The following is a 21,320-nucleotide window of genomic DNA, read 5'->3' on the forward strand; positions in this document are numbered from 1 at the left end:
CCATTAACCATTAACCATTAATCAGAGGATCGAGTTGCCTGGCGGGCCAAATAGGTAAACACGTGATCCATATCGGGTTGGTGGAAACGTTGTTTCAGTTCGTCTGGTGTACCCAGTGCACTGATCTTGCCGTCCACCATGATTGAGATACGGTCACAATACTCCGCCTCGTCCATATAATGGGTGGTCACAAAGACCGTGATGCCACGATGGGCTGCGTCGTAGATGAGCTCCCAGAACTGGCGGCGCGTAGCGGGATCGACACCACCCGTGGGTTCGTCAAGGAACACCACACCTGGGTCGTGGAATATCGAGACTGAGAAGGCCAGCTTCTGCTTCCAACCTAAGGGCAACGAACCCACCAAGTCATCGCGATGGTCTTCAAACTTCAACTGCCGCAGCACCTCGTCCATCTTACGCTTCACCTCGTCGGGTTTCATGCCGTAGATACCAGCAAAGAGACGAATATTCTCGGCAACAGTCAAGTCTTCGTAGAGCGAGAACCGCTGCGACATATAACCGATATGCTTCTTTATCTGCTCATATTCAGTGCGGATGTCAAAGCCTACCACCCTACCCGTTCCGCTGGTGGGCTGGTTCAGGCCTGTCAACATGTGCATAGCCGTCGTCTTGCCGGCACCGTTGGCACCCAGGAATCCGAATATCTCGCCCCTCTTAACGCTGAATGAAATATCGTCGACGGCATGGAAATCGCCAAAGGCTTTCACCAGATGTTCCACCTCTATGACATTATCACTTGAACCTTGAACCTTGAACCTTGAACCATCCTCGATGCCTGACGGATTGAAGATACTGGCAAACTGGGTGAGAATATCATCGGGAGTACCGATGCCGCGCACCTTACCCTGATCCAGAAAAGCGACACGCTCACAGCAACGAACTTCATCAAGATAAGGCGTTGAAGCCAAGATAGTTATTCCACGTTCCTTCAACAAGAGCAGCATCTCCCATAACTCCTTGCGGCTCACAGGATCGACACCCGTGGTGGGCTCGTCGAGGAAGAGTACACTCGGCTGATGTACCAATGCACACGAGAGCGCCAGCTTCTGCTTCATACCTCCCGAGAGAGCCCCTGCCTTACGGTCTTTGAAGCGTTCTATCTGCGAGTAGATGGCTTTGATGGAGTCGTAGCCTTCGTCAACAGTGGTGCCGAATAGCGTGGCAAAGAAGTTCAAGTTCTCCTCGATAGTGAGATCCTGATAGAGCGAGAACTTGCCTGGCATATACCCTACCCGACTACGTACCTCACGCATCTGCTTCACCACATCGTGGCCATCTACCGTCGCCGTACCAGCATCAGGCAGCAACAGCGAACAGAGGATGCGAAACATCGACGTCTTGCCGGCTCCATCGGGGCCTATCAGTCCGAAGACCTCACCCTGGCCGACAGAAAACGACACATCGCTGAGCGCCAGCACCTTGCCGTACGATTTACTGATGTTCTTTACCTCTATTGCGTTCATAGCTTCAGTTCGCCATACATACCAATCTTCACGAAACCGTCGTTTTTAATAGCCACCTTGACAGCATACACCAGGTCGGCACGTTCGTCATCAGTAAAGATAGTCTTGGGTGTAAACTCCGAACGAGACGATATCCAACTGATGGTGCCTGCATACTCTTTGCGTTGACCATCACCGTAGTCGGCAAACACCTTTACCTGTTGACCAATCTTGATGTTCTGCAACTGGGCAGAAGTGACGTAGGCACGCAGGTGCATTGACTCAGTATCGGCTATCTTAAACAACGGTTTACCCACACTCACAAATTCACCACGCTCCACATATTTCTCGAGCACAGTACCCTTTGTGGGAGTCATGATGTGACACTTTTGTAACATATCCTGCAACTGTGCCTTCTGAACCTCAGCAGTCGAAAGTTGAGAGTTGAGTGTTGAGAGTTGAGTGTTGAGCGATGATATCTGCGCATCCAGTTGCTTCTGCAGCACCTTCACCAGACTCGTGGCATCGTCGAGCATCTTCGAGGGAGCAGCCCCGTCAGCCACCAACTCACGGTAGCGCTGCTCGTCTTGCTGAGCCTTAGCCAACTGCTGGCGCGTAGCTGCTATCTGGCGTTCCATATCGGGCTTCTGACTCTGATAAACCGCTTTCGTAGCATCCATCTGCTGAATCTTCAGCCACGTCTGTGTGGTATCAATGAGCCCCACCTGTCGAGCTGCCTCAATCATGTCACCCTCGTTCACATCGAACGACAGCAATGCCCCACTCTGTTCTGCGAACACGGTCGTCTCGATAGCCTCGAACGTACCTGTTGCATCGTAGTCTTTCTCACTTCCTCCGCAGGCTGCCATTATCAGTGCTGCACCTGCCAATACATATATCTTTTGCATATCTTTAATTATTTGTCGTATATTTGTTATCGTATATCTCTTTCAGCATCTCAATCTCGTGTACCGACTGTTGTACGCAAGCCGCATTCTCCTGATTAATCTCGCGCACCAGATCGTTCACGTCGATGATGCCATGTGCCAGCTTCGATTCTGCCGCCTTTCTCACAGCCTGTCGCAGCGAGATAATCTCCCCGTCGTGGGCCATCAGTTTCTGGTAGCGTGCTATGTTCTCGTGCTGCTGAATCTGTTCCAGGTTATTATTGAAGAGGAACACCTCTCGACTGCTCTCCGTCATATCACGCTGCAACTGCAGTTTTGCCTTGTCGTTCTTGCGGGTATAGAGGGCACCGATAGTCCATGTCACCCTTGCACCGACGAGGCCATTCAGGCTCCATTTGTGGCGCATCATGTCTTCGAACATATTCAGCCCCGGATAACCATAGAAGCCCTGTGCAAACACACCCACCTTCGGCATCAGTGCTGCGTTGAGTGCCTTCTCTTGAGCATTCAGCACACTTATCTGTGCATCCAGCACCTTCAGCTCCGGACGATGGTTTTCAGCCATCAGCCCTCTGCCTTCAGACATCAGCCCTCCGCCGTCTGCCTTCACTTGTGGCTTCTGTATGTTGTTGATCTCGATACCACAAAAAGTGCTCAGCATGCGTTGTAGCATCTGTTTCTGCGATACCAGCTCAGTGCCCTTCTGCACCGCATTCAGTCGCTCTGCCTTCACACTCTGCAGATCGCTTTCGGCTGCTGTTCCGCGCTTGGTCATCAACTCCAGTTTGCGTTCGTTGCCTGCCAACAAAGTCTGCAGGTCAGTGTTCAACTTGATTTGTTCGTCAATCAGCAACAGCCCGAAATACATCTCATTCACACGCTTGCGGACATTATAAATATTGACTTCGTTCTGTGCCGCCTGCACCTTGCCCTGTTCACGGGCTATACGCTTCTGACTGCCTATGACACCACCGTCGTAGATAGTCTGCTGCACATCGATACCCACTCGGTACTGATCCTTCGTCAGTCCTCTCATGTCGATGCCCATACCGCTCATCATCGCTTTCATCTCACTGGGCCACGCCGTCACATCACTCTGATACGTGGCCTGTGCCTGAGCCGACACTTGCGGTAGCCACCCCTTCTGGATGTTGGCAACCGTCAACTGGGTGGTCTTCTCGATGAGACCATACTGCTGTATCAACGGGTAATTCTTCTCTGCAGCCTGCTGACAATCGTCCAATGTCTGTCCCTGAGCCAGCATCGGCAACATTGTCAAACTTAAAACTAATTTCTTCATATTTTTATTGTCATTGAATTCCAAATGCAAATGTACGATGTTTTTCTCAACGTGGCGTTATCCGCAGGAATGCAAAAATGTTCTTTTTGTTCGATTAATATAAAAATAGAACATTATTTTGCAGAAAATTATTATCTTTGAAGACTACACTCGAAGATACTCACGCTCGAAAAAACTCAAATAAAATTTGGTTTTTCGCTCGCTTATTCGTATCTTTGCCAACAAAAATAGACTGGTTATGAAAAGGCAACCGCAACTCATGGACGTCACACGAATGCGCGACATCCTTATACCACACCTCTCGCAAATCCGCGAACATGCCTTTCTGAACAGCGAAATTGGAATGGTTCGTGGCGACCACACGGTATTCAGTCTGCTGATGCGCCAAAGGCCTCCTTTCACCATCAACGACCACCGTTTGGGCATCATCATGAGCGGCGAGGCTGAAATCAACTTCAACCTGCAAGACCGCCACCTCACAAGTGGTACACTTGTATATATAGGTCCAGGTACAATTATTTACCCCAAGCGCCTGTCGGCCGACCTCCGTATATTTGGAATGGGACTCTTTTCTAATTTCCCCATGCCCTTTGCGCAAGGACAGATGCCGTCGGCCTTCAATGGACAGGTGCGAGACTTCCAATTACCCGTCAGCGAAGAGGATATCGCTACTGCCCAGCACATTTTGAATGCCATCTGGCAAACGGTTCATGCCTCGGATGATTATCATCGTCCCACCGTCACAGCGCTTGTGGCTGCCCAGATGCACCACTACAATCATTTGTTCCATCAGCAAGCCGACCATCTGGCTAATAGTCGTTCACGCGAACAAAGCATATTCGACCGATTTCTCCAACTGGTTACCCAGCATTGTGCCGAACAACACCAGATAGGCTACTATGCCGAGCGTATGTGCCTCACTGAGCGCTACCTGACCACTGTCATCCGCCAAACCAGTGGCACCACCGCCAAAGACTGGATAGACCGTGCCCTCATCACCCGCATCAAAATAGAACTGCGCCACACGGATAAACCTGCAGCACAGATTGCCGATGAGATGCATTTTGCCAATCCCTCATTCTTCTCAAAATACTTCCGTCGCCTCACCGGCATGACTCCCGGCGAGTATAAATCTATCAGTTGAGTAACTTTTGTATTAAGATGTTATACATCATGAAACTTGCAGAAATTACCCCTTGACTAAATCAAGTTTTATAACACCATTCTGTACAAACATACTACTATTAGACAGAAGTGTAGTAGTTTTGTACGATTATATAAATTCGACAATAAATACATTTCGTTGCCGAATTTATATTTCCTAGCAACCAAACATCTGCATTAAAGGAGTCTGGTTTCTGCCGTCAAAAAAAAAGAGATGAGAAAGTCGGTATACTTGACCAATGAACGGTTTAGTTTATCCCCATATTAAATATCTATAACCTAAACTAAACCTTATTTCTTCCGGCAATAATTGACATCATACGCAGAAGGGGTAAAAACAGAGGCTGGAGGTACACAGAGGGACAAATATATGAACCGTCCCGTAATACTTTCAGCCTTCTTCAGCGAATCAAAGAACCGTCTCGTGATTCTGCAAAATTTGCTCAGCGTGTTCCTTGGTCTTCACCTGCTTCCCTGCAAATATCTTCTCGATGATGCCTTCCTCGTTGATGATAAAAGTAGTGCGTATGGTACCCATCGTCTTCTTGCCATACATATTCTTCTCACCCCAAGCACCCATCGCCTCCAGCAATTCATGATTAATGTCAGCAATCAAGGGGAACGGCAACTGGAACTTCTCCTTAAACTTCACGTGCGAAGCAGCCGAGTCTTTGCTCACACCAACCACCTCATAGCCCCTACCCTGCAGTTCGCTGTAGTAGTCGCGCAAGCTGCAAGCCTCTGCTGTACATCCACTCGTATTGTCCTTCGGGTAGAAGTATAGCACTAGTTTACGTCCCTTGTAATCACTCAGACGGATGTCCCGTCCCTGTTCGTCCTTACCCAGAATCTCGGGCGCCTTGTCTCCAATAGTCATAATCGTTTCCGTTTTGTTCAATGATGCAAAAAAACACAAAAAATTGAGAACACCAAACTTCTCACATTATTTCTGACTGAGCTTCATTGCTGTGAATCAAAGTTCCTTTCCCAAATGATTCCCTCCGTTTCCAAGGTGTTAGGCGTGGGATGTATCGAGGCACGTTCTGGCAATACGTGTCATACTCCTTTCCGAAGCGTGCACGCAGCCCCGGCTCCTCCGACAAAGGGAAATAAATCAAGTTGATAACAAGAAATAGGACAGTCCAGATGCCGATTGCATAAGAGCCCAGCAAGCACGCTTCGCCAGTTAAAATCAGGAAGATTCCAGTAATCATAGGATTTCTGACATAGGCATAGGGGCCGGAAGTGATTAGATGTCTTGTGGCGTCCCATGGAGCCAGCGTTCCTTTACCCTTATTCTGGAATAGTCTGATAGTCCATATTGCCAGCGTCAAACCGGCAAGAAGACAAATCGCCCCTACCATCAATCTCCAAAGGCAGCCATCGCCCCACTGCCAACCAGAAAGGTACAATAGGATTGCGGGGATCAAAACACCTACAGTGACGGGCAATGCCAAAATCGCCTTAAACACTCTAAAGTTCAAAGACCTGTCTTTCATATTTCTCTTTTCTTTTTAGGTTTTCTCGAACGGAAGGGCACAATAAGGTCAGACCCCTTTGTGCCCTACCATCAGCATCAACATGTCAGTCACCTGTCCCTGTGGCACCTCGATACGCTAAGCCCCAGCAAGTTCGTAACCTTCAAATCCCGGTTACGTACATTCACCTCTCTGATATAGTCGCCTAAACGTTTGTATGTTGTCATTCTTCTATCCTCTATTAATTTGCAATCTCGTTTTAAACTTCAATCATAACAGACGGATTAAACCCGTTCGTCAGATGCTCTCCATGTGAGATGTAGCCCAACTGATTGGACACAATGAGTGTATCCCCTATTTGTGCTTTGATATTGCGGTGTGAATGGCCATATATCCAATAGTTAATCTGGCTATCTGCTATAAAGTTGCCCAGTTCTACCGTGAAAGCACCGTTAATAGTGCTGTTTAAAAATTCTGCAGCAGTACATAATTGCGTAGGAACATGATGTGTAAGAACGATTATCTTTTTCGCATCACTTTCTGAAACAGCCTGTTTGATGAAAGCGAGACAACGCTCATGTTCATGGTTAAAATCATCTGCTGTCAGTCGATGTTCACCATACATGATACGATAGAAATCGCTCACACTTTGCTCCGTCTGGAATGCATTCTGAGGCTCTATCTTCGACCATAATGTAGAAACGATTATGTTCATGTCGTCCAGATGCACTATACTGTTGTAGTATGCATGAACATTATGGCGAATCTGTTTGCAGTAGCCATTTGGTATAGAGGACAAGTCATAATATCCGTAAAAGTCATGGTTGCCCAAACACACTATAACCTGGCTGTAATGCTGACTCGCCCAATCCCAGAATTTATATTCAGAATAAGTGTCGCAATCCGAGTTTGGCAGATCAAGATATGCAGAATCGCCAGCGACAAGCAAAATGTCGCCAGTTACCTCCAATGGATGTTTGGCAATCCACTGACGATTCTTGGCGAACTCCAGATGGAGGTCGCTGACATACTGGATTCGAATACCGTGAGGTATGCTTTTATTATCTGGTTGCATCATCTATTTTCTTCATTATCTTACTCATTACGACTTCTCTTTTTCTTTCCAATTCTTTCCAGTTCTTTAAACATTGGAAAGAATTACAAAGTGTAGCCTAACTTCTCAAAGAGGTCTTTCAGTTGCTGTTTACTCTCTTCTTCCTGCTGCAAGAGATCGCGCATATCTGCTTGCAGTTGCTTCATCTTGGTGTCGAAGTCTATCTGCTCATCACGGTTGCGGAACTCGATGTACTTGTTTGGCACGAGGCTCCAGCCTTTTTCTCTATCTCTTCGAGGGTAGCAGAGTTGCAATATTCAGGTTCGTTGTGATAGTCTGTTCATAACCTTCAACTCCCAGTTACGAACATTCACTTCTCTGATATAGTCGCCTAAACGCTTGTATTCTGTTTTACTCATCGTTGTTCTTGTTTATCAGATTGACGACAACCTTTACCATGACATCCTTTTCTTCAGTTCTGCTCTCGGCTATCATCAGCGTAAGAGCGACAAGAGTGCTGTCTGCTATGCGCTTGCTGCCGTCAGGATAATAGAGAATGTGATTATTGTTAAGGAACCAAAGGAACAACGTAGCGGCTATGCGCTTATTGCCATCGCTGAAAGAGTGGTTCTTGGTGACGAGATAAAGCAGCATTGCGGCTTTTTCCTCCACGCTGGGATATAGTTCTTCTCCACCAAAGGTCTGGTATATCTGGCCTATACTGCTTTTGAAGGAGTCATCCTTTTCGTTGCCAAAGAGTACAGAGCCACCGAATTTCTCTCGCAGCCCATTGATAGCCTCCATTGCATTCTCATAGGTAGCATGGAACGGTTCTTCTTTGGTGGTCTTATTGATAGTAAGCCGCTCGTAGTCGTAGTTGTCAAGGGTATCGAGGGCGTAAGTATAATCTGTCACCACCTCAAAGAGGGCATTGGTCTCGTCGTTAGACAGTAGCGGCTGGCTCTGTATGGTGCGCCCAAGCATACCTACCAACTGTCGCAGCTCACCAATCTGCTCCTTTCGCATGCGTTCGTTGACGGCATAACCCTTGATGAGATATTGTTTTAAGACATTGTTCGCCCATTGACGGAACTGCACACCTCGTTTGCTCTTGACTCGATAGCCAACAGAAGTTATGACCTCAAGGTTGAAATAGTCTACCTCATGAGTCTGCGTTTTACCTTCTATTGCACCATGCTGAGTGGTATTCGCAAATTTTGCGACTACCACAGAATCAGCCAATTCCTCTTTAAGCGCATTATTGATATGTTTGCTGATTGTCTTATAGTCACGCCCAAAAAGAACGGCAATCTGCTGACGAGTCAGCCATATCATGTCGTTCTCCATGCGGACATCCACCTGCGTCTGTCCATCCTCTGTCTGATATATGATGATTTGATTATTTAAGTCCATAAACAATACTCACTTTATGCATATTCATCTCCGAGCCATCTTCGAAGGCATCAGCTTGCATCGACCTGTGTTCGTTCTATGTTACACATCATTTCATTATAGGTTACAAAGATAATGATTTGTTTGCTAAAAATATGAGCACGGAGGCAAAAATATTGGTCTTTTAACAAATTATGAATGCATAAACAGCAAAAGTTCCACTATATCGACAGACGGAGCGCAGTTTTCAGACCAAAAGAACCAAAAACATGTGTTAAAGCACAAATATTCCTGAAAATGTTTGTTATATTAAACATTTTTATTTATATTTGCGCCCAATAAGATACAATTATGGGAAAGAACACATTTGGTAAAACGATGCCAAGGGCATTAAGCCAGAACCTGAAGATTATGGGCGAGCAAATCATGTTGGCCCGCAAGCGTAGGCACTTGTCTATGCAGGACATTGCAGACAGAGCTACTGTGACACGTCTGACTGTCTCAAAGGTGGAACATGGCGACCCAACGGTTTCCATGGGTATCTATGCGCGTGTACTCTTTGCACTTAATCTGGAAAGGGATATCACCCTGTTGGCTGCCGACGATGCTCTTGGCAGACAACTTCAGGATGCAGAATTACTCAGACTATGAAAAGGATTACAGTTTACGCAGATTTTGACTTCCTCTCTGCCCCACAGGAGATTGGAACATTAGGCTACGAACATGTTCGCGGCAAGGACCATTTTGTCTTTGAGTATTCGCGCCAGTGGCTGAAACAGCATGGCGGCATCCTGCTGAGCGGTGACCTGCTGAATGTTCCTTCGTTGCAGCATCCTCGTAGCAATGATAATGTGTTCGGTTTCGTCAAGGATTCCTTCCCCGATCGCTGGGGACGTTTACTGCTTGACCGCAGAGAGCGACTGACTGCCCAACAGGAAGGCAGGCCGATACGTATGCTCACTAATTACGACTATCTCATAGGGATTGAAGACTTCACCCGTATGGGAGGCATACGATACAAAGAGGAAGATAGCGATGGCTATATAAATGCGAGTGCGAAATTCCTTGTTCCACCTATCGAGAGTCTTCGCGCCCTGTGCGATGCGTGCCATGAGATTGAGTTGGCAGAGGAACGCAATGAATTGCCAGAGCAACGTTGGCTCGACCAGCTGATTGACCCAGGAACCTCACTCGGTGGTGCTCGTCCTAAGGCAAATGTGGTTGATACCGACGGGAAACTGTACGTGGCAAAGTTCCCATCTAAGAAGGACTTGGAGAATACTGAACTCATTGAGCACTTCTCGCATCAGCTTGCGGCCAAGGCTGGCATCAACGTGGCAAAGACGCGAACCATCAAGATTTCAAAAGATCGTGACCTGCTTCTTTCAGAACGCTTCGATAGAACAGCAGAAGGACGTCGTATTCATTTTGCTTCTGCTATGTCGTTGCTTGGTTTTGACGATGGAGCTGGCAGCAGCACAGGAAACGGCTATCTTGACATCGTTGATTTCATTCTTCGTGGGTGTACCGACGTGCGACAAAATCTCCGCGAACTTTATCGCAGAGTGGCATTTAACATCATGTTTGGCAACACCGACGACCACTTCCGTAATCATGGTTTCCTGCTTACCCCTAAAGGCTGGACACTCTCTCCAGCATACGATATCAATCCAGGAGCAAAGTCACATCAATGCTTGCTCATAGACTCATACACAGAAGAGTCAGACATCAACGCCTTACTCTCTGCAAGCGAGAACTACATACTTGAACGCCAAGAAGCATCAGAGATTATAGAAGAGGTTCGCTCAGTCATCAAAGACTGGCGCAAAACCGCTACCGAACTGCAAATACCCACAAAGTTATTAGAATCATATTCCATTCGTTGGGATGAATTATAAAAACAAAGCACATTCTGCATGTTTTTCGTAAAAATGTGTAACTTTGCAGCAGAATTGAAATATGTAGCGAACAAAGAGAAACTCGTTGATATCCAGTGGAATAATACATTCAGACGAGCATTTTTCAAGTCGAGCAAAAAGGCACGGTACAAGCCAAATCGTAAAAGTGCTTATTATCAAGTATTTGCACTTTCACTTACTTTCGAAATACTTTCGAAGATTGGCCGTGTACCGATTAAAGCCGTAGAACGCCGATATTTTCGTTGATTTCAGTTGGTGCGTGGGAAAGTAGGTTTAGTTTAAATCTCCCTATATATAAAGCGGAGTAAACTAAACCTATTTTTTTGCTAATTATTTCATATTGTATTTGTTAAGGAATCTAGCAATCTCTGGATAGAAATCGTTAAGCTTAGAATACTGTTCACGATGGGTAGCATAATAGCGTAGAGCAGAAACAACATCAAGCACCCAGGGGAAGCCATTTTGCATCGTTTCTATGTTTAGCATATTCATGGCAAACTGATTGAAGCCATTCTCGTAGAAATAGACAATGACAGCAGCTCTAACAAGACTTTCGTTGATGACGATGTGCCAGTCATCATAGTGCTGCTTCTCCATAACTGATTGTGAGGATTGAAATAGTTTTTTTCCCACTTCTTGCATAGCTTTTTCATTTTTTTCCAAAAGCGGATTGACAAAGGAGTGATTGAACTCATGAAGCGGAAGGCTGGTGTCGAACAGCAGACGACCAGTTTTGGGATTCAGATTGTAGCCACAGACAGCGAAAACCTCACGTGGCTGACCAGGCAGTTGTCGGGAAGCACCATTGTTGGTTGATCCATAGGTAAAGCCTATGATTATTCTGAATTGCTCTGCAGGTGCAGCACCATTGTAGAATTTCCCATACCAATCAGTATGAATATATGGCATGACATTGGTATCGTATTGTTTCAAGAAGTCACTATAGAAATTCTGGTGTTGCTCAAAGAACTCATGAAAGCGTGAATCTACATAGAATTTGTTAAGACGCTTCACGAAGTCGTCAAGGTCAACATTCTGCCAGCCACCAGTGAGTTCGGCACGATTGCCGACAAGCTTTACTTTACCTTTTTCTATTTCCAGATGAACCGCCATATTCGTCACCCGTTCGTAGGCAATGCCATTTTTGTCACGTAGCTCCTTATAGTAAGCGACAGTCGGATGCTCACGGTATTGTGCAAACCATGCTTCAGTATCTTTAGAATACTGGCCGGCAAGGTCTTTGCTGAATTCCTGAAACCCCGCAGTACGCGAAAGGATTCCCATCAGCTCTACAGTCTCAGATACTTCCGATTTAATTTGTCCAGACGCAAAAATTGAAAGCAGAGAGAACAGAATAGTAACAAAAGTTTTCTTTTGCATATTATTATACATTTTTTAATAACGTTTGATTAATTAAATGCCGGGATTCAAGAGGGATTGCATATCGTTAGTATACTCAGCATCTTACATTACTTATTGTGTCACAAACACCCTCCAACTGCCTTCTTTTTCCCCACGTTCTACATGTTTCTTCTGAATCAACTGGTCAAGGAGTTTTTGAATAGCGGCGATGCTGATGCCTGTTACTTCTTTCATATCAGCTAATGTAAGCGTAGGTTGTGTTCGCATAGCATTCAGTATTTTGGAGCGGGAGCATTCTCGCAGCTATCATGCTGCAAATGTACAAAACATACTTAAATGGTTGTAACATTACAACCTTTTTTAACACATTTAATCTAGTTTTTTTCGAAAAAACACAAATAAAAAAATAAGGACGACCTTTTATCTGAACATAACAGAGACTATAACACTATTAAAAAAAGCAATATTTGAATTGCCATCCAAAAAAGAGAGACTAAAGCAAGGTTTATTTGGGCAAGGCTCGGTTTGGTTTAGTTTATTCCAATATTAAATATTTATAACCTAAACTAAACCTTTTATCTTCCGGATATAATATATATATGCTATTCAGAAGTAGCAAAATGTTGGGGGAATATGCACTAATTATCAGCTACTTATACTTACATAATACCACATTCTTGTTAATCTGATTTGCTGAGCGTTACAGGTTTGCGATGCTTAAAACACCGAGTTTTAGGTATTGCACCCCATTTTCTAATGCTGTAACTTTGCACCCATAATTCTTAGTAAGATTAAGATTTAGAATGTGGAGGATAAAACAATGGGGCTATTAAAAACATTTTTCACCAATTGTGCATGTCCGCAAGGGCGAATGGGACGTGCGATGCTGAAGTTTATGAATCTATGTCATGCACCGCTTACGAACTGGGGACTGAAACTGGTCAATATTCAGGACGGCTGGACGATGCTTGATATCGGCTGTGGCGGAGGGGCTACCTTGCAACGACTGATGAAGCGGAGCGAGGGTTCAATGGTCTATGGTATCGACATCTCTGAGGAAAGCGTAGCGAAGGCCAAGAAGGTGAATGCCGAAGTGCTCAACAAACGGGTGTTCATCACTCAGGGGTCTGCAGAGAATTTGCCTTACGAAGATGGTAAGTTCGACCTCGTAACTGCAGTAGAGACGGTATATTTTTGGCCCAACCTCCCTGCCTGTCTTCAGGAAGTACGTCGCGTACTGAAGCAGGGAGGAAAGTTCGCCATTCTTGTAGAAGTAATTGATGGCGACTCTATGTGGACGAATGTCGTAGAGGGCATGACAGCCTATTCGCCGGAGGAACTGAAGACACTGCTCGACGATGCGGGCTTTATCCAGACTGAGATTCACCGTATGAAGCCATCGAATGCGACAATCATTGGCGTGAAAGCTTAGCTTGTACACATCGACAGCCAACGTGCATTACTCATCAAACTTGCTTGCCCCCCTCACTGTGTGGCGCAAAGCACTGAGAAGCTGTTGTGACTCTTGAACCAAATTCAGAAATACTGTCATGCTTTCAATATTGAGTTGTTTGGTTTGAATGTCGTGAATGATAGCTCGTCGATAATTGGAGAGCTGTGATTGCAGTTTATCAGCATCATCACGTATCAACGCCATTGTTTCGACATGGCTGGCTCGGTTGAAGAGTTGTAATATCTCATTGCGCATCTGAATGAACTCTTGGATATATTTGCTTGGCACCGGACTGAAGTTGTTGCCTACATGCTCTAAGCATGGCTCACCCATACGTTTCAAGCAATATACCATTTGCGCCAGCGAGTTGATTGTCAGAAAGTACCATGTGCCCTTCTCAATACTCAACATGGGGTCTATACGTCGTTGGGCCATAATCTGTTTGCGTCGCTGGCGTTTTATATCTTTGCGTTGGTTTTCGGTCACCGCTGCGGTACGTTTCAGCGTACGATAGTCCTCATAAAAGAAAGCATCGGTCATCGATTTATAAGTTTCTGCTACCAATTGTAGTTGATGTGTGATGGTTAGTGCCACATGTTGTCGAAGCAGTATCCAACATTCTGCTTTATCGCTGCTACGAACAATGCGATCAAACAATTCGTCGGCCTCACTGGTCTTGTTGCTTTTTTCATAGCGCAGATGGCTTCGAAAAAGCAAGAAGATGGCCAGCGCGATGGCAACGGCCATTGCCACAAACGATCCAAAGAACAGGGCGATGCAGACGAGGAAGCACAACATGAACGCTACACCAGCCGTGATGAACCAACCACCTATGACCGATAGCACACCAGTAATACGGAATACTGCGCTCTCGCGACTCCATGCTCGGTCTGCCAGCGAAGCACCCATGGCTACCATAAAAGTGACGTAGGTAGTGGATAGCGGCAGTTTGAGCGATGTACCCAATGCCACCAGCGCCCCAGCGAGAACCAGATTGACCGCTGCACGAATCTCATCGAAGGCGGCTCCCCGCTTCAGCACGGCAGCATCGGCATTAAAGCGTGAGTCAATCCATCGCGCCACACCATTCGGAACTACAGAAGCCATGCCGTTGGCCATATTTCTGGACGTGCGCACCAACGTCCGTGCCACACCACTCGAACCAAACATCTCGTCACCCTCATCCTGTCGCGAGAGGTCCACCGAGGTCTTCACTACGTTCTGCGCCTTCTTTGAGAAGACCAGTGCGAGCACCATCACCACACCTGCCGCGATGAGATAGAGTGCGGGGGTATGAGCACTCTCCATCAACGAGCGCATCATAAAGCTCTGCGCTTCGCCGTTGCCATTAGCCATGTAATCCTGATAGGCCTCAAGTCCTGTCAGTGGGACACCCACGAAGTTCACCAGGTCGTTGCCAGCAAATGCCATCGCCAGGGCGAAGGTGCCCAACAGTACAACGCACTTCAGTACGGGCAGTTTCATGGCACTCAGCAGCGTCATCAACACAGAGAATACTGCCATGCCACCGCCAATAATCAACCATGTGTTCTGACTGATAATCTCTTTCACCTCTGGGGTCATCAGAGTACTTCCCTTCAATCCGTTGACAAGCAGGAACCATACAATGACCGTCGCAGATAATCCACCAAAGATACCAATCTTTAACGATGATGCAACCAAACTTCCCATCTTGCCCGACTGATCTGTCGTTCTCCCGTTCACGCGATAGGTGAAAGTGAAAACGATGCGTGCCACCCACTGTACCAGCGTGCCGAGGACAAACGCGATGGCAACACTGAGGAAAATGCCAAGTATGACAGAGATGGCTTTCTCCGTATTCAGCAGATCGCCTAATGAGAGTAATGTACCGTCAGCTGCCGTTGCCCCATGGAGGATCTGTAACAGGGCGATGGCAAAGGCTCCGCCCAGCAGTTCGAATACCATCGAGACAGTGGTGGATGTAGGCATACCGAGCGTATTGAACACGTCGAGCAGTACCACGTCGGTCACCATGACTGCCAGGAATACACACATCACGTCGTAGAACGAGAAATACTGTGGCGTCATGATGCCATGTCGGGCCACGTCCATCATACCATTACTCAGGGAAGCTCCAACGAACACGCCAACAGCAGCTATTGTAACCACTGTTCTGTATCTTGCCACCTTGGCTCCGATAGCAGAGTTCATAAAGTTTACTGCGTCATTGCTTACGCCAACCACTAGGTCGAACACCGCAAGCACTATCAAGAATATGACAATTCCAAGAAATAATGTATTCATCTCTAATTAAAAGGGAGTTATAATAATCCAATGAAAATAAATGCGAGAAACAACACTAGGATGACAAATCTCACCCAATTAAAGATTCTCTGAATTCTTTTTGCTTTTTCTTTATCCATAAATGATTTAGCCAACCGTTAGTGATTGACATTGCAAAGGTAAATGGTGCTTGTTACAAAAGCATTTCATTCGTATGTCAGGTAGGTTACACCAGCAATTGTAACAGAATTGTAATATGGACGTAACAACAGCGTAATAAGATTGTAATATCTTTGCAGCAAAATTATAAAAAAATGGAATTGATTATTAACATTTTCTCGCTTGTGGGGTCGCTGGCATTGTTCCTCTTTGGAATGAAGACAATGTCGGAGGGTCTGGAGAAGTTTGCAGGCGATCGCCTGCGCAGTATTTTGGCTGCGATGACAAAGAATCGTGTGATGGGTGTTCTAACAGGTATTCTGATTACGGCACTCATCCAGTCATCGAGTGCCACAACCGTGATGGTTGTAAGTTTTGTAAATGCCGGATTAATGACGCTTGCACAGTCTATAGGCGTCATCATGGGTGCAAACATCGGAACAACAGTTACAGCATGGATTATATCAGCTGTTGGCTTTAAAGTAAACATCGCAGCCTTTGCTATCCCCTTACTGGCTATCGGTATGCCATTGATATTCAGTGGCAAGGGTAACCGCAAAAGCATCGGTGAGTTTATCTTTGGCTTCTCGTTCCTCTTCATGGGACTCTCTTTTCTGCAAGAGGCTGCCACAGCGATGAACATTGGCGATATGGTGGCAGGTATGCTGGCCCACGTACCACAAGACTCGTTCTTCACGATTATCCTCTTTGTCATTGTGGGTGCATTGGTAACGATGATTGTGCAGGCGTCAGCTGCTACTATGGCCATTACGCTGATGCTCTTCGGCATGAACATCCCTGGCTTCGGTTTCGAGCAAGCCGCCGCACTGGCCATGGGACAGAATATTGGTACCACCATCACGGCGTTTATGGCTTCACTGACAGCCAACACACAAGCTCGTCGTGCCGCCCTAGCCCACATGTTCTTCAATGTGTTTGGTGTGGTAGCGTTCCTCATTGTGTTCTATCCCGCTTGTGATGCCGTTAGTTGGGTAGTAGAGAACTTAATGGGTGGTGGCAACGATCTCTTTAAGCTATCAGCCTTTCACACCGCCTTCAACATCATCAACACGCTGTTGCTCATTGGTTTTGTAAAGCAGATAGAGATGTTTGTGTGCCGTGTGCTGCCTATGAAGGCTCAAGACGAAGACTATCGCTTGCGCTTCATCAGTGGCGGTCTACTTTCTACAGCCGAGCTCAGCATCATGGAGGCTCAGAAGGAGATTCGTAGTTTTGCTGAGCGCTGCCAGCGTATGGCGGGTTTCGTGCCCACGCTTCTTGAAACGAAAGACGAGATGGAATTTAATAAGCTCTTTGCTCGTATCGAGAAATACGAGAACATCACCGACTCGATGGAGATGGAGATTGCCAGCTATCTGAATAAGGTGAGCGAAGGCCGCTTGTCGGATGCCTCGAAAGCTCAGATACAGAAGATGCTCCGCCAAATCTCGGAGTTAGAGTCTATCGGCGACTCGGTTTATAACCTCGGTCGTACCCTGAATCGTCATCGTATGCATTGCCAGGAGGAGTTTACTGCCGATCAGATGCAGCACATGATGACGATGATGCAACTGGTCGATTCGGCTCTAAACGAGATGCTTAAACGCATAGACCGACCCACCACAAAGAATGGTATAAAAGTTTCGCTTAACATCGAACACGAGATCAACAATTACCGAACACAGCTAAAGAACCAAAATCTGCATGATGTGAATGCTGGTCTTTACGATTATCAGCTCGGTGTGTTCTACGTCGATTTCATCTCTGAGTGCGAGAAACTTGGTGACTACGTAATGAACGTCGTGCAGGCCGGCAAGGGCCTAAACAACGACTTTGGTGACGGTCCTATCAACGGACAAGGGTAATCCGTAGTCGGTTATCATTCTGAATGATTAGAAACGTGCAAGGGTAAACCTGATGGTGAGTCCACCGCCAGGAGTAGCAAGTGCAGTTGCTTGTCCACCATGGGCAGCAACTGCATTTTTTACGATGGCAAGTCCCAGACCTGTGCCACCCAATTTGCGCGAGCGTCCCTTATCCACGCGGTAGAAACGCTCAAACAGGTGCTCACGATGCTGCGCCTCCACGCCTTGGCCATTGTCGCTTACATTAAATTCGTAGAAGTGGCGACCTTCATTTTCCGCCTCAGTACAAGTAATCTTCAGGAACGATGCACCTGTGGCATATGCAATTGCATTGTCTATCAGGTTGCGGAATATGCTGTATATCAGACTCTGATCGCCCAGCACTTCTATATGCTGAGGAAGTTGGAGTGATGGAGCGATGCCCTTTTCCTGAAGTTGCAGGGCCGTATCATCCAGCACACTCTGTATGATCTGCAACACATCCACAGGGCGATAATTCTGTCGTGCCTCAGAGCGGTTGTCGTCTATCTCATCCAGTTTGGTGAGCGCACTCATGTCTAGCAGTAGTTTGTTCATGCGTTCACTTTGGGCATAACAGCGTTCCAGGAAGTGTTTCTTCTTATCTTCAGGCATATCGCGATTATCCAAGATGCTCTCCAAGTAGCCATGTATGCTGGCGGCAGGTGTCTTCAACTCATGAGCGGCATTCTGAGTAAGTTGTCGCTTGATACGCACTTTCTCTTCTTCAGAATGACGTAGTTTCCAATACAACATGATGATCGTGTGACTGATATCACCCAATTCATCATCTGGCAGCCGACGTTCCAGTTCGTGGTCAAGTTTTTCACCTTCTTCAGCCTTCACGGCAAATTCACGCAGGTAACCAATGTGTCGGCTGATACGATGAGTGATATAGTAGAGAACAATGCCTAACAACAGGGTGAGAACGCCTGAATAATAAATAAAAGTATTGTCTGCCTGCAACGAACGCGTCAGCTCTGCTGAATATGGTACGGCAGCACGCACAATCACATCGCCAAAACGAGTGGCTGAATAGAAGTAGGTCTCGTGGGTTGACTGTGACATTCGCTTGATATCATAACCACTACCCTCTTGCAAGGCCTGCTGGATCTCTGTTCTCTGCAGATGGTTTCCCAATGCTTCCACATCAGTATCATAGCTATCAAAGATGACCCGTCCTGCCTTGTCTATCACAGACACTCGCAGTCCCTCCATCTGATGATGCACGACATAATCGCGAAAACGTCGGCTACAGCTCATACTATCCTTACCGACAGTCTGCACCATCTCATAGTTGTACATCTGCAGTCGTGAATGAAGAATATCAATCTTATACTCCTTTTCACGCTTATACTGATATACGCTGAAACATGTAGCAAAGAGCAGGAACACGCCGCCGATGCTCAGCAGCAGATTACGCTGAAAGGATTTACTTTTCGAAGCAGTAGCCATAGCCCACACGTGTTTTTATCTGTTTACCATAATGGCCTATCTTTTTACGTAATCTGGTGATGTTCACGTCCACCGTACGATCTCCCACCAGCACATCATTTGGCCAACAATACTTTAATAAGTCTTCCCTAGAAAACACCGTGTTGGGATGCTGGAGAAAAAAAGATAATAATTCAAATTCCAGTTTGGTGAATTCCAATTCCTTTCCGTCGCATACAACACTCTTGGCATTCAGATCAACCATAATTCCTTCGTAGGCAATATGATTATCTACAGCAGTCGGACCATTTTGTTGCGATTGAGTACGTCTGAGTACAGCTTTAACCCTGGCCTTCACTTCCTTCATACCCAATGGCTTAGCAATATAGTCGTCTGCACCGATATTTAGTCCTTTTACCAAATTATCCTCACTATCGAGTGCCGTAATGAAGATAATGGGAATCTGTGCTGTAGCAGGATTGTTCTTGAGTCTGCGTGCCATCTGGAACCCAGACATTTCTCCCATCATAACATCCAGCAGAATAAGCGTAAAATCTTGTAGAGACAGTTCTAGTGCCTCCTCTGCTGAATAGGCAGTAACTACCTCAAAACCTTCGTTCTCGAGGTTATATTGCAGTATCTCACAGATATCCTGCTCATCATCCACAACAAGTATCTTCATGAGTCTTCTGTATTTCTAGGCACAAAGTTACAGATTATTTCCGAGATAAAATAGGATTTGTATTACAATATTATTAAATCTCAACAATACAGCTACTTTCATAAATATTTGAATTATCTTTCGAGCCTATCAAGGTGTAAATCTCTTCATTCTTCACGATGAAGTTTTTGTTGCGTCTTCGCCTAATGCCAACTATTACATAAATACACTTAAATCTGCCTAAAAAATTATTGCAGAATGCTGTATTATCTGTATCTTTGCAAAAACAATAATTAGAAGACTATGAATTGTCCACACAGATCATCAACAGTTGGCGAGACCAACTATTTCGAATGTCCATGTCCCAAGCAATGTGTTCGGCACGGAAAATGCTGCGCATGTGTTGCTCATCATCGCAAACATGGCAAGTTGCCCTATTGCTTGAGAACACCAGAAAATCAATCATAAAACGGACAGCAAAAGTTTGAATAAAGAAATAAACTGTCAATGAAAAAGATATTATTCCTGCACGGATTCTTTGCCAGCGGTCAATGCGTGCCCGCTGTGGCGCTGAGCGAGGCATTCGAAGGACGTGCAGAGGTGCTCACTCCCGATTTGCCAATACATCCACAGATGGCACTGGAGGAAATCCGAGACATCTGTGACAGGGAACATCCCGACCTGCTGGTGGGTAATAGCTGTGGCTCTTTCTATGCCCAGATGCTGGCACCCATCGTTGACATCCCTGCCCTACTTGGCAACCCACATTTCCAGATGACAGCATTTCTGAAGGAACGCATCGGAGAGCATGAATACAAGTCACCACGCAAGGACGGCAACCAGCAGTTTGTCATCGATGAAGCGTTGATACAGGAGTTTTCTGAATTGGAAAATGTTCAGTTCAGCTATTGCAATCCCTATTATAAGGACAAAGTATGGGGCTTATTTGGAGAGCAAGACACGCTGGCTCACTTCGAACCGATGTTTCTGGAGCATTACAACCACTCATTCCATTTCCCAGGTGCTCACACCCCAACAGCCGAGGAAGTACGCACCTGGTATGTTCCATTAATTGAGAAGATGCTGATGAAATGACATAAAGCATGTCAAGCATCATTTCGGCCACTTTTAGGCCCTTATAGTGGCACTATTAAAAAGTAAAAGTGCCACTATTGACTTGCAATACTAACGCTTTTGGGTCGGATCTAGCCCCTGGCCCCGAAGCATCTAGCCCCTAGAACGAGCTGATACAGCCCCTGGATCCGACCGATCCAGCCCCTGGAATGACATTCTCCAGCCCCTAGACCCGATTTAATAGCTAAGGTTTCCCAATAGAGAAGCTTAACTATTAGCCTGAGAAAGTAAAACTATCAGCTGCTAATTCAAGACATCTTTCTTTGCCTATTGTTATGAATTGTTCAAAAA

General features: G+C 46.1%; 19 protein-coding genes. 6 read left to right on the plus strand and 13 right to left on the minus strand.

Going from position 1 to position 21,320, the window contains the following annotated elements; all coding sequences use genetic code 11:
• Positions 1 to 17: 17 nt before the first annotated feature.
• The 3 genes from T496_RS0108650 to T496_RS0108660 are packed head-to-tail and all read right to left on the minus strand — an operon-like array spanning position 18 to position 3,671.
• Positions 18 to 1,484, minus strand: coding sequence for an ATP-binding cassette domain-containing protein (locus tag T496_RS0108650; protein ID WP_027450409.1), 1,467 nt, complete (start codon positions 1,482 to 1,484; stop codon positions 18 to 20).
• On the minus strand, positions 1,481 to 2,371 hold the full coding sequence (locus T496_RS0108655) for an HlyD family secretion protein (RefSeq protein ID WP_027450410.1): 891 nt from the start codon (positions 2,369 to 2,371) through the stop codon (positions 1,481 to 1,483). Before T496_RS0108655 ends, T496_RS0108650 begins: the two co-directional genes overlap by 4 nt.
• A 4-nt stretch (positions 2,372 to 2,375) precedes the next feature.
• Positions 2,376 to 3,671: a TolC family protein gene (locus T496_RS0108660; RefSeq protein WP_027450411.1), complete on the minus strand. Its 1,296-nt coding sequence runs from the start codon at positions 3,669 to 3,671 to the stop codon at positions 2,376 to 2,378.
• Between the two features lie 238 nt (positions 3,672 to 3,909).
• On the opposite strand from T496_RS0108660, the gene T496_RS0108665 reads away from it, so the two are divergent.
• Positions 3,910 to 4,815: an AraC family transcriptional regulator gene (locus tag T496_RS0108665; protein WP_027450412.1), complete on the plus strand. Its 906-nt coding sequence runs from the start codon at positions 3,910 to 3,912 to the stop codon at positions 4,813 to 4,815.
• A 429-nt stretch (positions 4,816 to 5,244) separates the two neighbouring features.
• Here T496_RS0108665 and bcp read toward each other — a convergent pair whose 3' ends face one another.
• From bcp to rhuM, 5 genes are all read right to left on the minus strand, one after another.
• Entirely contained in the window at positions 5,245 to 5,712 is a 468-nt protein-coding gene (bcp, locus tag T496_RS0108670) for a thioredoxin-dependent thiol peroxidase (protein ID WP_027450413.1), read from the minus strand.
• 61 nt (positions 5,713 to 5,773) lie between these two features.
• Positions 5,774 to 6,334 carry a methyltransferase family protein gene (locus T496_RS13760; protein WP_081783598.1) on the minus strand — a complete coding sequence of 187 codons (561 nt, stop codon included), beginning with the start codon at positions 6,332 to 6,334 and terminating at the stop codon, positions 5,774 to 5,776.
• Between the two features lie 238 nt (positions 6,335 to 6,572).
• On the minus strand, positions 6,573 to 7,391 hold the full coding sequence (locus T496_RS0108680; RefSeq protein WP_231478030.1) for a metallophosphoesterase: 819 nt from the start codon (positions 7,389 to 7,391) through the stop codon (positions 6,573 to 6,575).
• 80 nt (positions 7,392 to 7,471) lie between these two features.
• The gene (locus T496_RS14950) at positions 7,472 to 7,633 is read right to left on the minus strand and encodes a hypothetical protein (RefSeq protein ID WP_155808785.1); all 162 of its coding nucleotides are present in this window, start codon (positions 7,631 to 7,633) and stop codon (positions 7,472 to 7,474) included.
• A gap of 145 nt (positions 7,634 to 7,778) precedes the next feature.
• Entirely contained in the window at positions 7,779 to 8,780 is a 1,002-nt protein-coding gene (gene rhuM, locus T496_RS0108690; protein ID WP_027450415.1) for a virulence protein RhuM/Fic/DOC family protein, read from the minus strand.
• Positions 8,781 to 9,137: 357 nt separating this feature from the next.
• Between rhuM and T496_RS0108695 the strand changes: the two genes are divergently transcribed.
• Together T496_RS0108695 and T496_RS0108700 are read left to right on the plus strand one after the other, a co-directional pair.
• Positions 9,138 to 9,410: a helix-turn-helix domain-containing protein gene (locus tag T496_RS0108695; protein ID WP_394331346.1), complete on the plus strand. Its 273-nt coding sequence runs from the start codon at positions 9,138 to 9,140 to the stop codon at positions 9,408 to 9,410.
• Positions 9,407 to 10,657: a type II toxin-antitoxin system HipA family toxin gene (locus T496_RS0108700; protein ID WP_027450417.1), complete on the plus strand. Its 1,251-nt coding sequence runs from the start codon at positions 9,407 to 9,409 to the stop codon at positions 10,655 to 10,657. Before T496_RS0108695 ends, T496_RS0108700 begins: the two co-directional genes overlap by 4 nt.
• A 351-nt stretch (positions 10,658 to 11,008) precedes the next feature.
• Here T496_RS0108700 and T496_RS0108710 read toward each other — a convergent pair whose 3' ends face one another.
• Positions 11,009 to 12,058 carry a DUF4932 domain-containing protein gene (locus T496_RS0108710; RefSeq protein ID WP_027450419.1) on the minus strand — a complete coding sequence of 350 codons (1,050 nt, stop codon included), beginning with the start codon at positions 12,056 to 12,058 and terminating at the stop codon, positions 11,009 to 11,011.
• Positions 12,059 to 12,151: 93 nt separating this feature from the next.
• On the minus strand, positions 12,152 to 12,274 hold the full coding sequence (locus tag T496_RS15315) for a hypothetical protein (RefSeq protein WP_262499102.1): 123 nt from the start codon (positions 12,272 to 12,274) through the stop codon (positions 12,152 to 12,154).
• Between the two features lie 586 nt (positions 12,275 to 12,860).
• Here T496_RS15315 and T496_RS0108720 point away from each other — a divergent pair.
• Positions 12,861 to 13,472 (plus strand): class I SAM-dependent methyltransferase, encoded by a 612-nt coding sequence (locus T496_RS0108720; RefSeq protein WP_027450420.1) that lies wholly within the window; start codon positions 12,861 to 12,863, stop codon positions 13,470 to 13,472.
• Between the two features lie 27 nt (positions 13,473 to 13,499).
• On the opposite strand, the gene T496_RS0108725 is transcribed toward T496_RS0108720, so the two are convergent.
• Positions 13,500 to 15,779, minus strand: a complete 2,280-nt coding sequence (locus tag T496_RS0108725; RefSeq protein ID WP_027450421.1) for an inorganic phosphate transporter — start codon at positions 15,777 to 15,779, stop codon at positions 13,500 to 13,502.
• 293 nt (positions 15,780 to 16,072) lie between these two features.
• On the opposite strand from T496_RS0108725, the gene T496_RS13765 reads away from it, so the two are divergent.
• On the plus strand, positions 16,073 to 17,782 hold the full coding sequence (locus T496_RS13765) for a Na/Pi cotransporter family protein (protein ID WP_044110930.1): 1,710 nt from the start codon (positions 16,073 to 16,075) through the stop codon (positions 17,780 to 17,782).
• Positions 17,783 to 17,809: 27 nt separating this feature from the next.
• Here T496_RS13765 and T496_RS13770 read toward each other — a convergent pair whose 3' ends face one another.
• Both T496_RS13770 and T496_RS0108745 read right to left on the minus strand, forming a co-directional pair.
• Positions 17,810 to 19,255: a sensor histidine kinase gene (locus tag T496_RS13770; RefSeq protein WP_052342147.1), complete on the minus strand. Its 1,446-nt coding sequence runs from the start codon at positions 19,253 to 19,255 to the stop codon at positions 17,810 to 17,812.
• The gene (locus T496_RS0108745) at positions 19,233 to 19,916 is read right to left on the minus strand and encodes a response regulator (protein ID WP_027450422.1); all 684 of its coding nucleotides are present in this window, start codon (positions 19,914 to 19,916) and stop codon (positions 19,233 to 19,235) included. Before T496_RS0108745 ends, T496_RS13770 begins: the two co-directional genes overlap by 23 nt.
• Positions 19,917 to 20,402: 486 nt before the next feature.
• On the opposite strand from T496_RS0108745, the gene T496_RS0108750 reads away from it, so the two are divergent.
• Entirely contained in the window at positions 20,403 to 20,990 is a 588-nt protein-coding gene (locus T496_RS0108750) for a YqiA/YcfP family alpha/beta fold hydrolase (RefSeq protein ID WP_027450423.1), read from the plus strand.
• Positions 20,991 to 21,320: the final 330 nt, after the last annotated feature.

The sequence above is a fragment of the Xylanibacter brevis P6B11 genome (assembly GCF_000621825.1).
Taxonomy (GTDB): Bacteria; Bacteroidota; Bacteroidia; order Bacteroidales; family Bacteroidaceae; genus Prevotella; species Prevotella brevis.

What these genes read in the sequence shown, in the direction of transcription:
- T496_RS0108650 (WP_027450409.1), bottom strand. Translation starts at nt 1,484, where the DNA reads ATGAACGCAATAGAGGTAAAGAACATCAGTAAATCGTACGGCAAGGTG.
- T496_RS0108655 (WP_027450410.1), bottom strand. Translation starts at nt 2,371, where the DNA reads ATGCAAAAGATATATGTATTGGCAGGTGCAGCACTGATAATGGCAGCC.
- T496_RS0108660 (WP_027450411.1), bottom strand. Translation starts at nt 3,671, where the DNA reads ATGAAGAAATTAGTTTTAAGTTTGACAATGTTGCCGATGCTGGCTCAG.
- T496_RS0108665 (WP_027450412.1), top strand. Translation starts at nt 3,910, where the DNA reads ATGAAAAGGCAACCGCAACTCATGGACGTCACACGAATGCGCGACATC.
- bcp (WP_027450413.1), bottom strand. Translation starts at nt 5,712, where the DNA reads ATGACTATTGGAGACAAGGCGCCCGAGATTCTGGGTAAGGACGAACAG.
- T496_RS13760 (WP_081783598.1), bottom strand. Translation starts at nt 6,334, where the DNA reads ATGAAAGACAGGTCTTTGAACTTTAGAGTGTTTAAGGCGATTTTGGCA.
- T496_RS0108680 (WP_231478030.1), bottom strand. Translation starts at nt 7,391, where the DNA reads ATGATGCAACCAGATAATAAAAGCATACCTCACGGTATTCGAATCCAG.
- rhuM (WP_027450415.1), bottom strand. Translation starts at nt 8,780, where the DNA reads ATGGACTTAAATAATCAAATCATCATATATCAGACAGAGGATGGACAG.
- T496_RS0108695 (WP_394331346.1), top strand. Translation starts at nt 9,138, where the DNA reads ATGCCAAGGGCATTAAGCCAGAACCTGAAGATTATGGGCGAGCAAATC.
- T496_RS0108700 (WP_027450417.1), top strand. Translation starts at nt 9,407, where the DNA reads ATGAAAAGGATTACAGTTTACGCAGATTTTGACTTCCTCTCTGCCCCA.
- T496_RS0108710 (WP_027450419.1), bottom strand. Translation starts at nt 12,058, where the DNA reads ATGCAAAAGAAAACTTTTGTTACTATTCTGTTCTCTCTGCTTTCAATT.
- T496_RS15315 (WP_262499102.1), bottom strand. Translation starts at nt 12,274, where the DNA reads ATGAAAGAAGTAACAGGCATCAGCATCGCCGCTATTCAAAAACTCCTT.
- T496_RS0108720 (WP_027450420.1), top strand. Translation starts at nt 12,861, where the DNA reads ATGGGGCTATTAAAAACATTTTTCACCAATTGTGCATGTCCGCAAGGG.
- T496_RS0108725 (WP_027450421.1), bottom strand. Translation starts at nt 15,779, where the DNA reads ATGAATACATTATTTCTTGGAATTGTCATATTCTTGATAGTGCTTGCG.
- T496_RS13765 (WP_044110930.1), top strand. Translation starts at nt 16,073, where the DNA reads ATGGAATTGATTATTAACATTTTCTCGCTTGTGGGGTCGCTGGCATTG.
- T496_RS13770 (WP_052342147.1), bottom strand. Translation starts at nt 19,255, where the DNA reads ATGGCTACTGCTTCGAAAAGTAAATCCTTTCAGCGTAATCTGCTGCTG.
- T496_RS0108745 (WP_027450422.1), bottom strand. Translation starts at nt 19,916, where the DNA reads ATGAAGATACTTGTTGTGGATGATGAGCAGGATATCTGTGAGATACTG.
- T496_RS0108750 (WP_027450423.1), top strand. Translation starts at nt 20,403, where the DNA reads ATGAAAAAGATATTATTCCTGCACGGATTCTTTGCCAGCGGTCAATGC.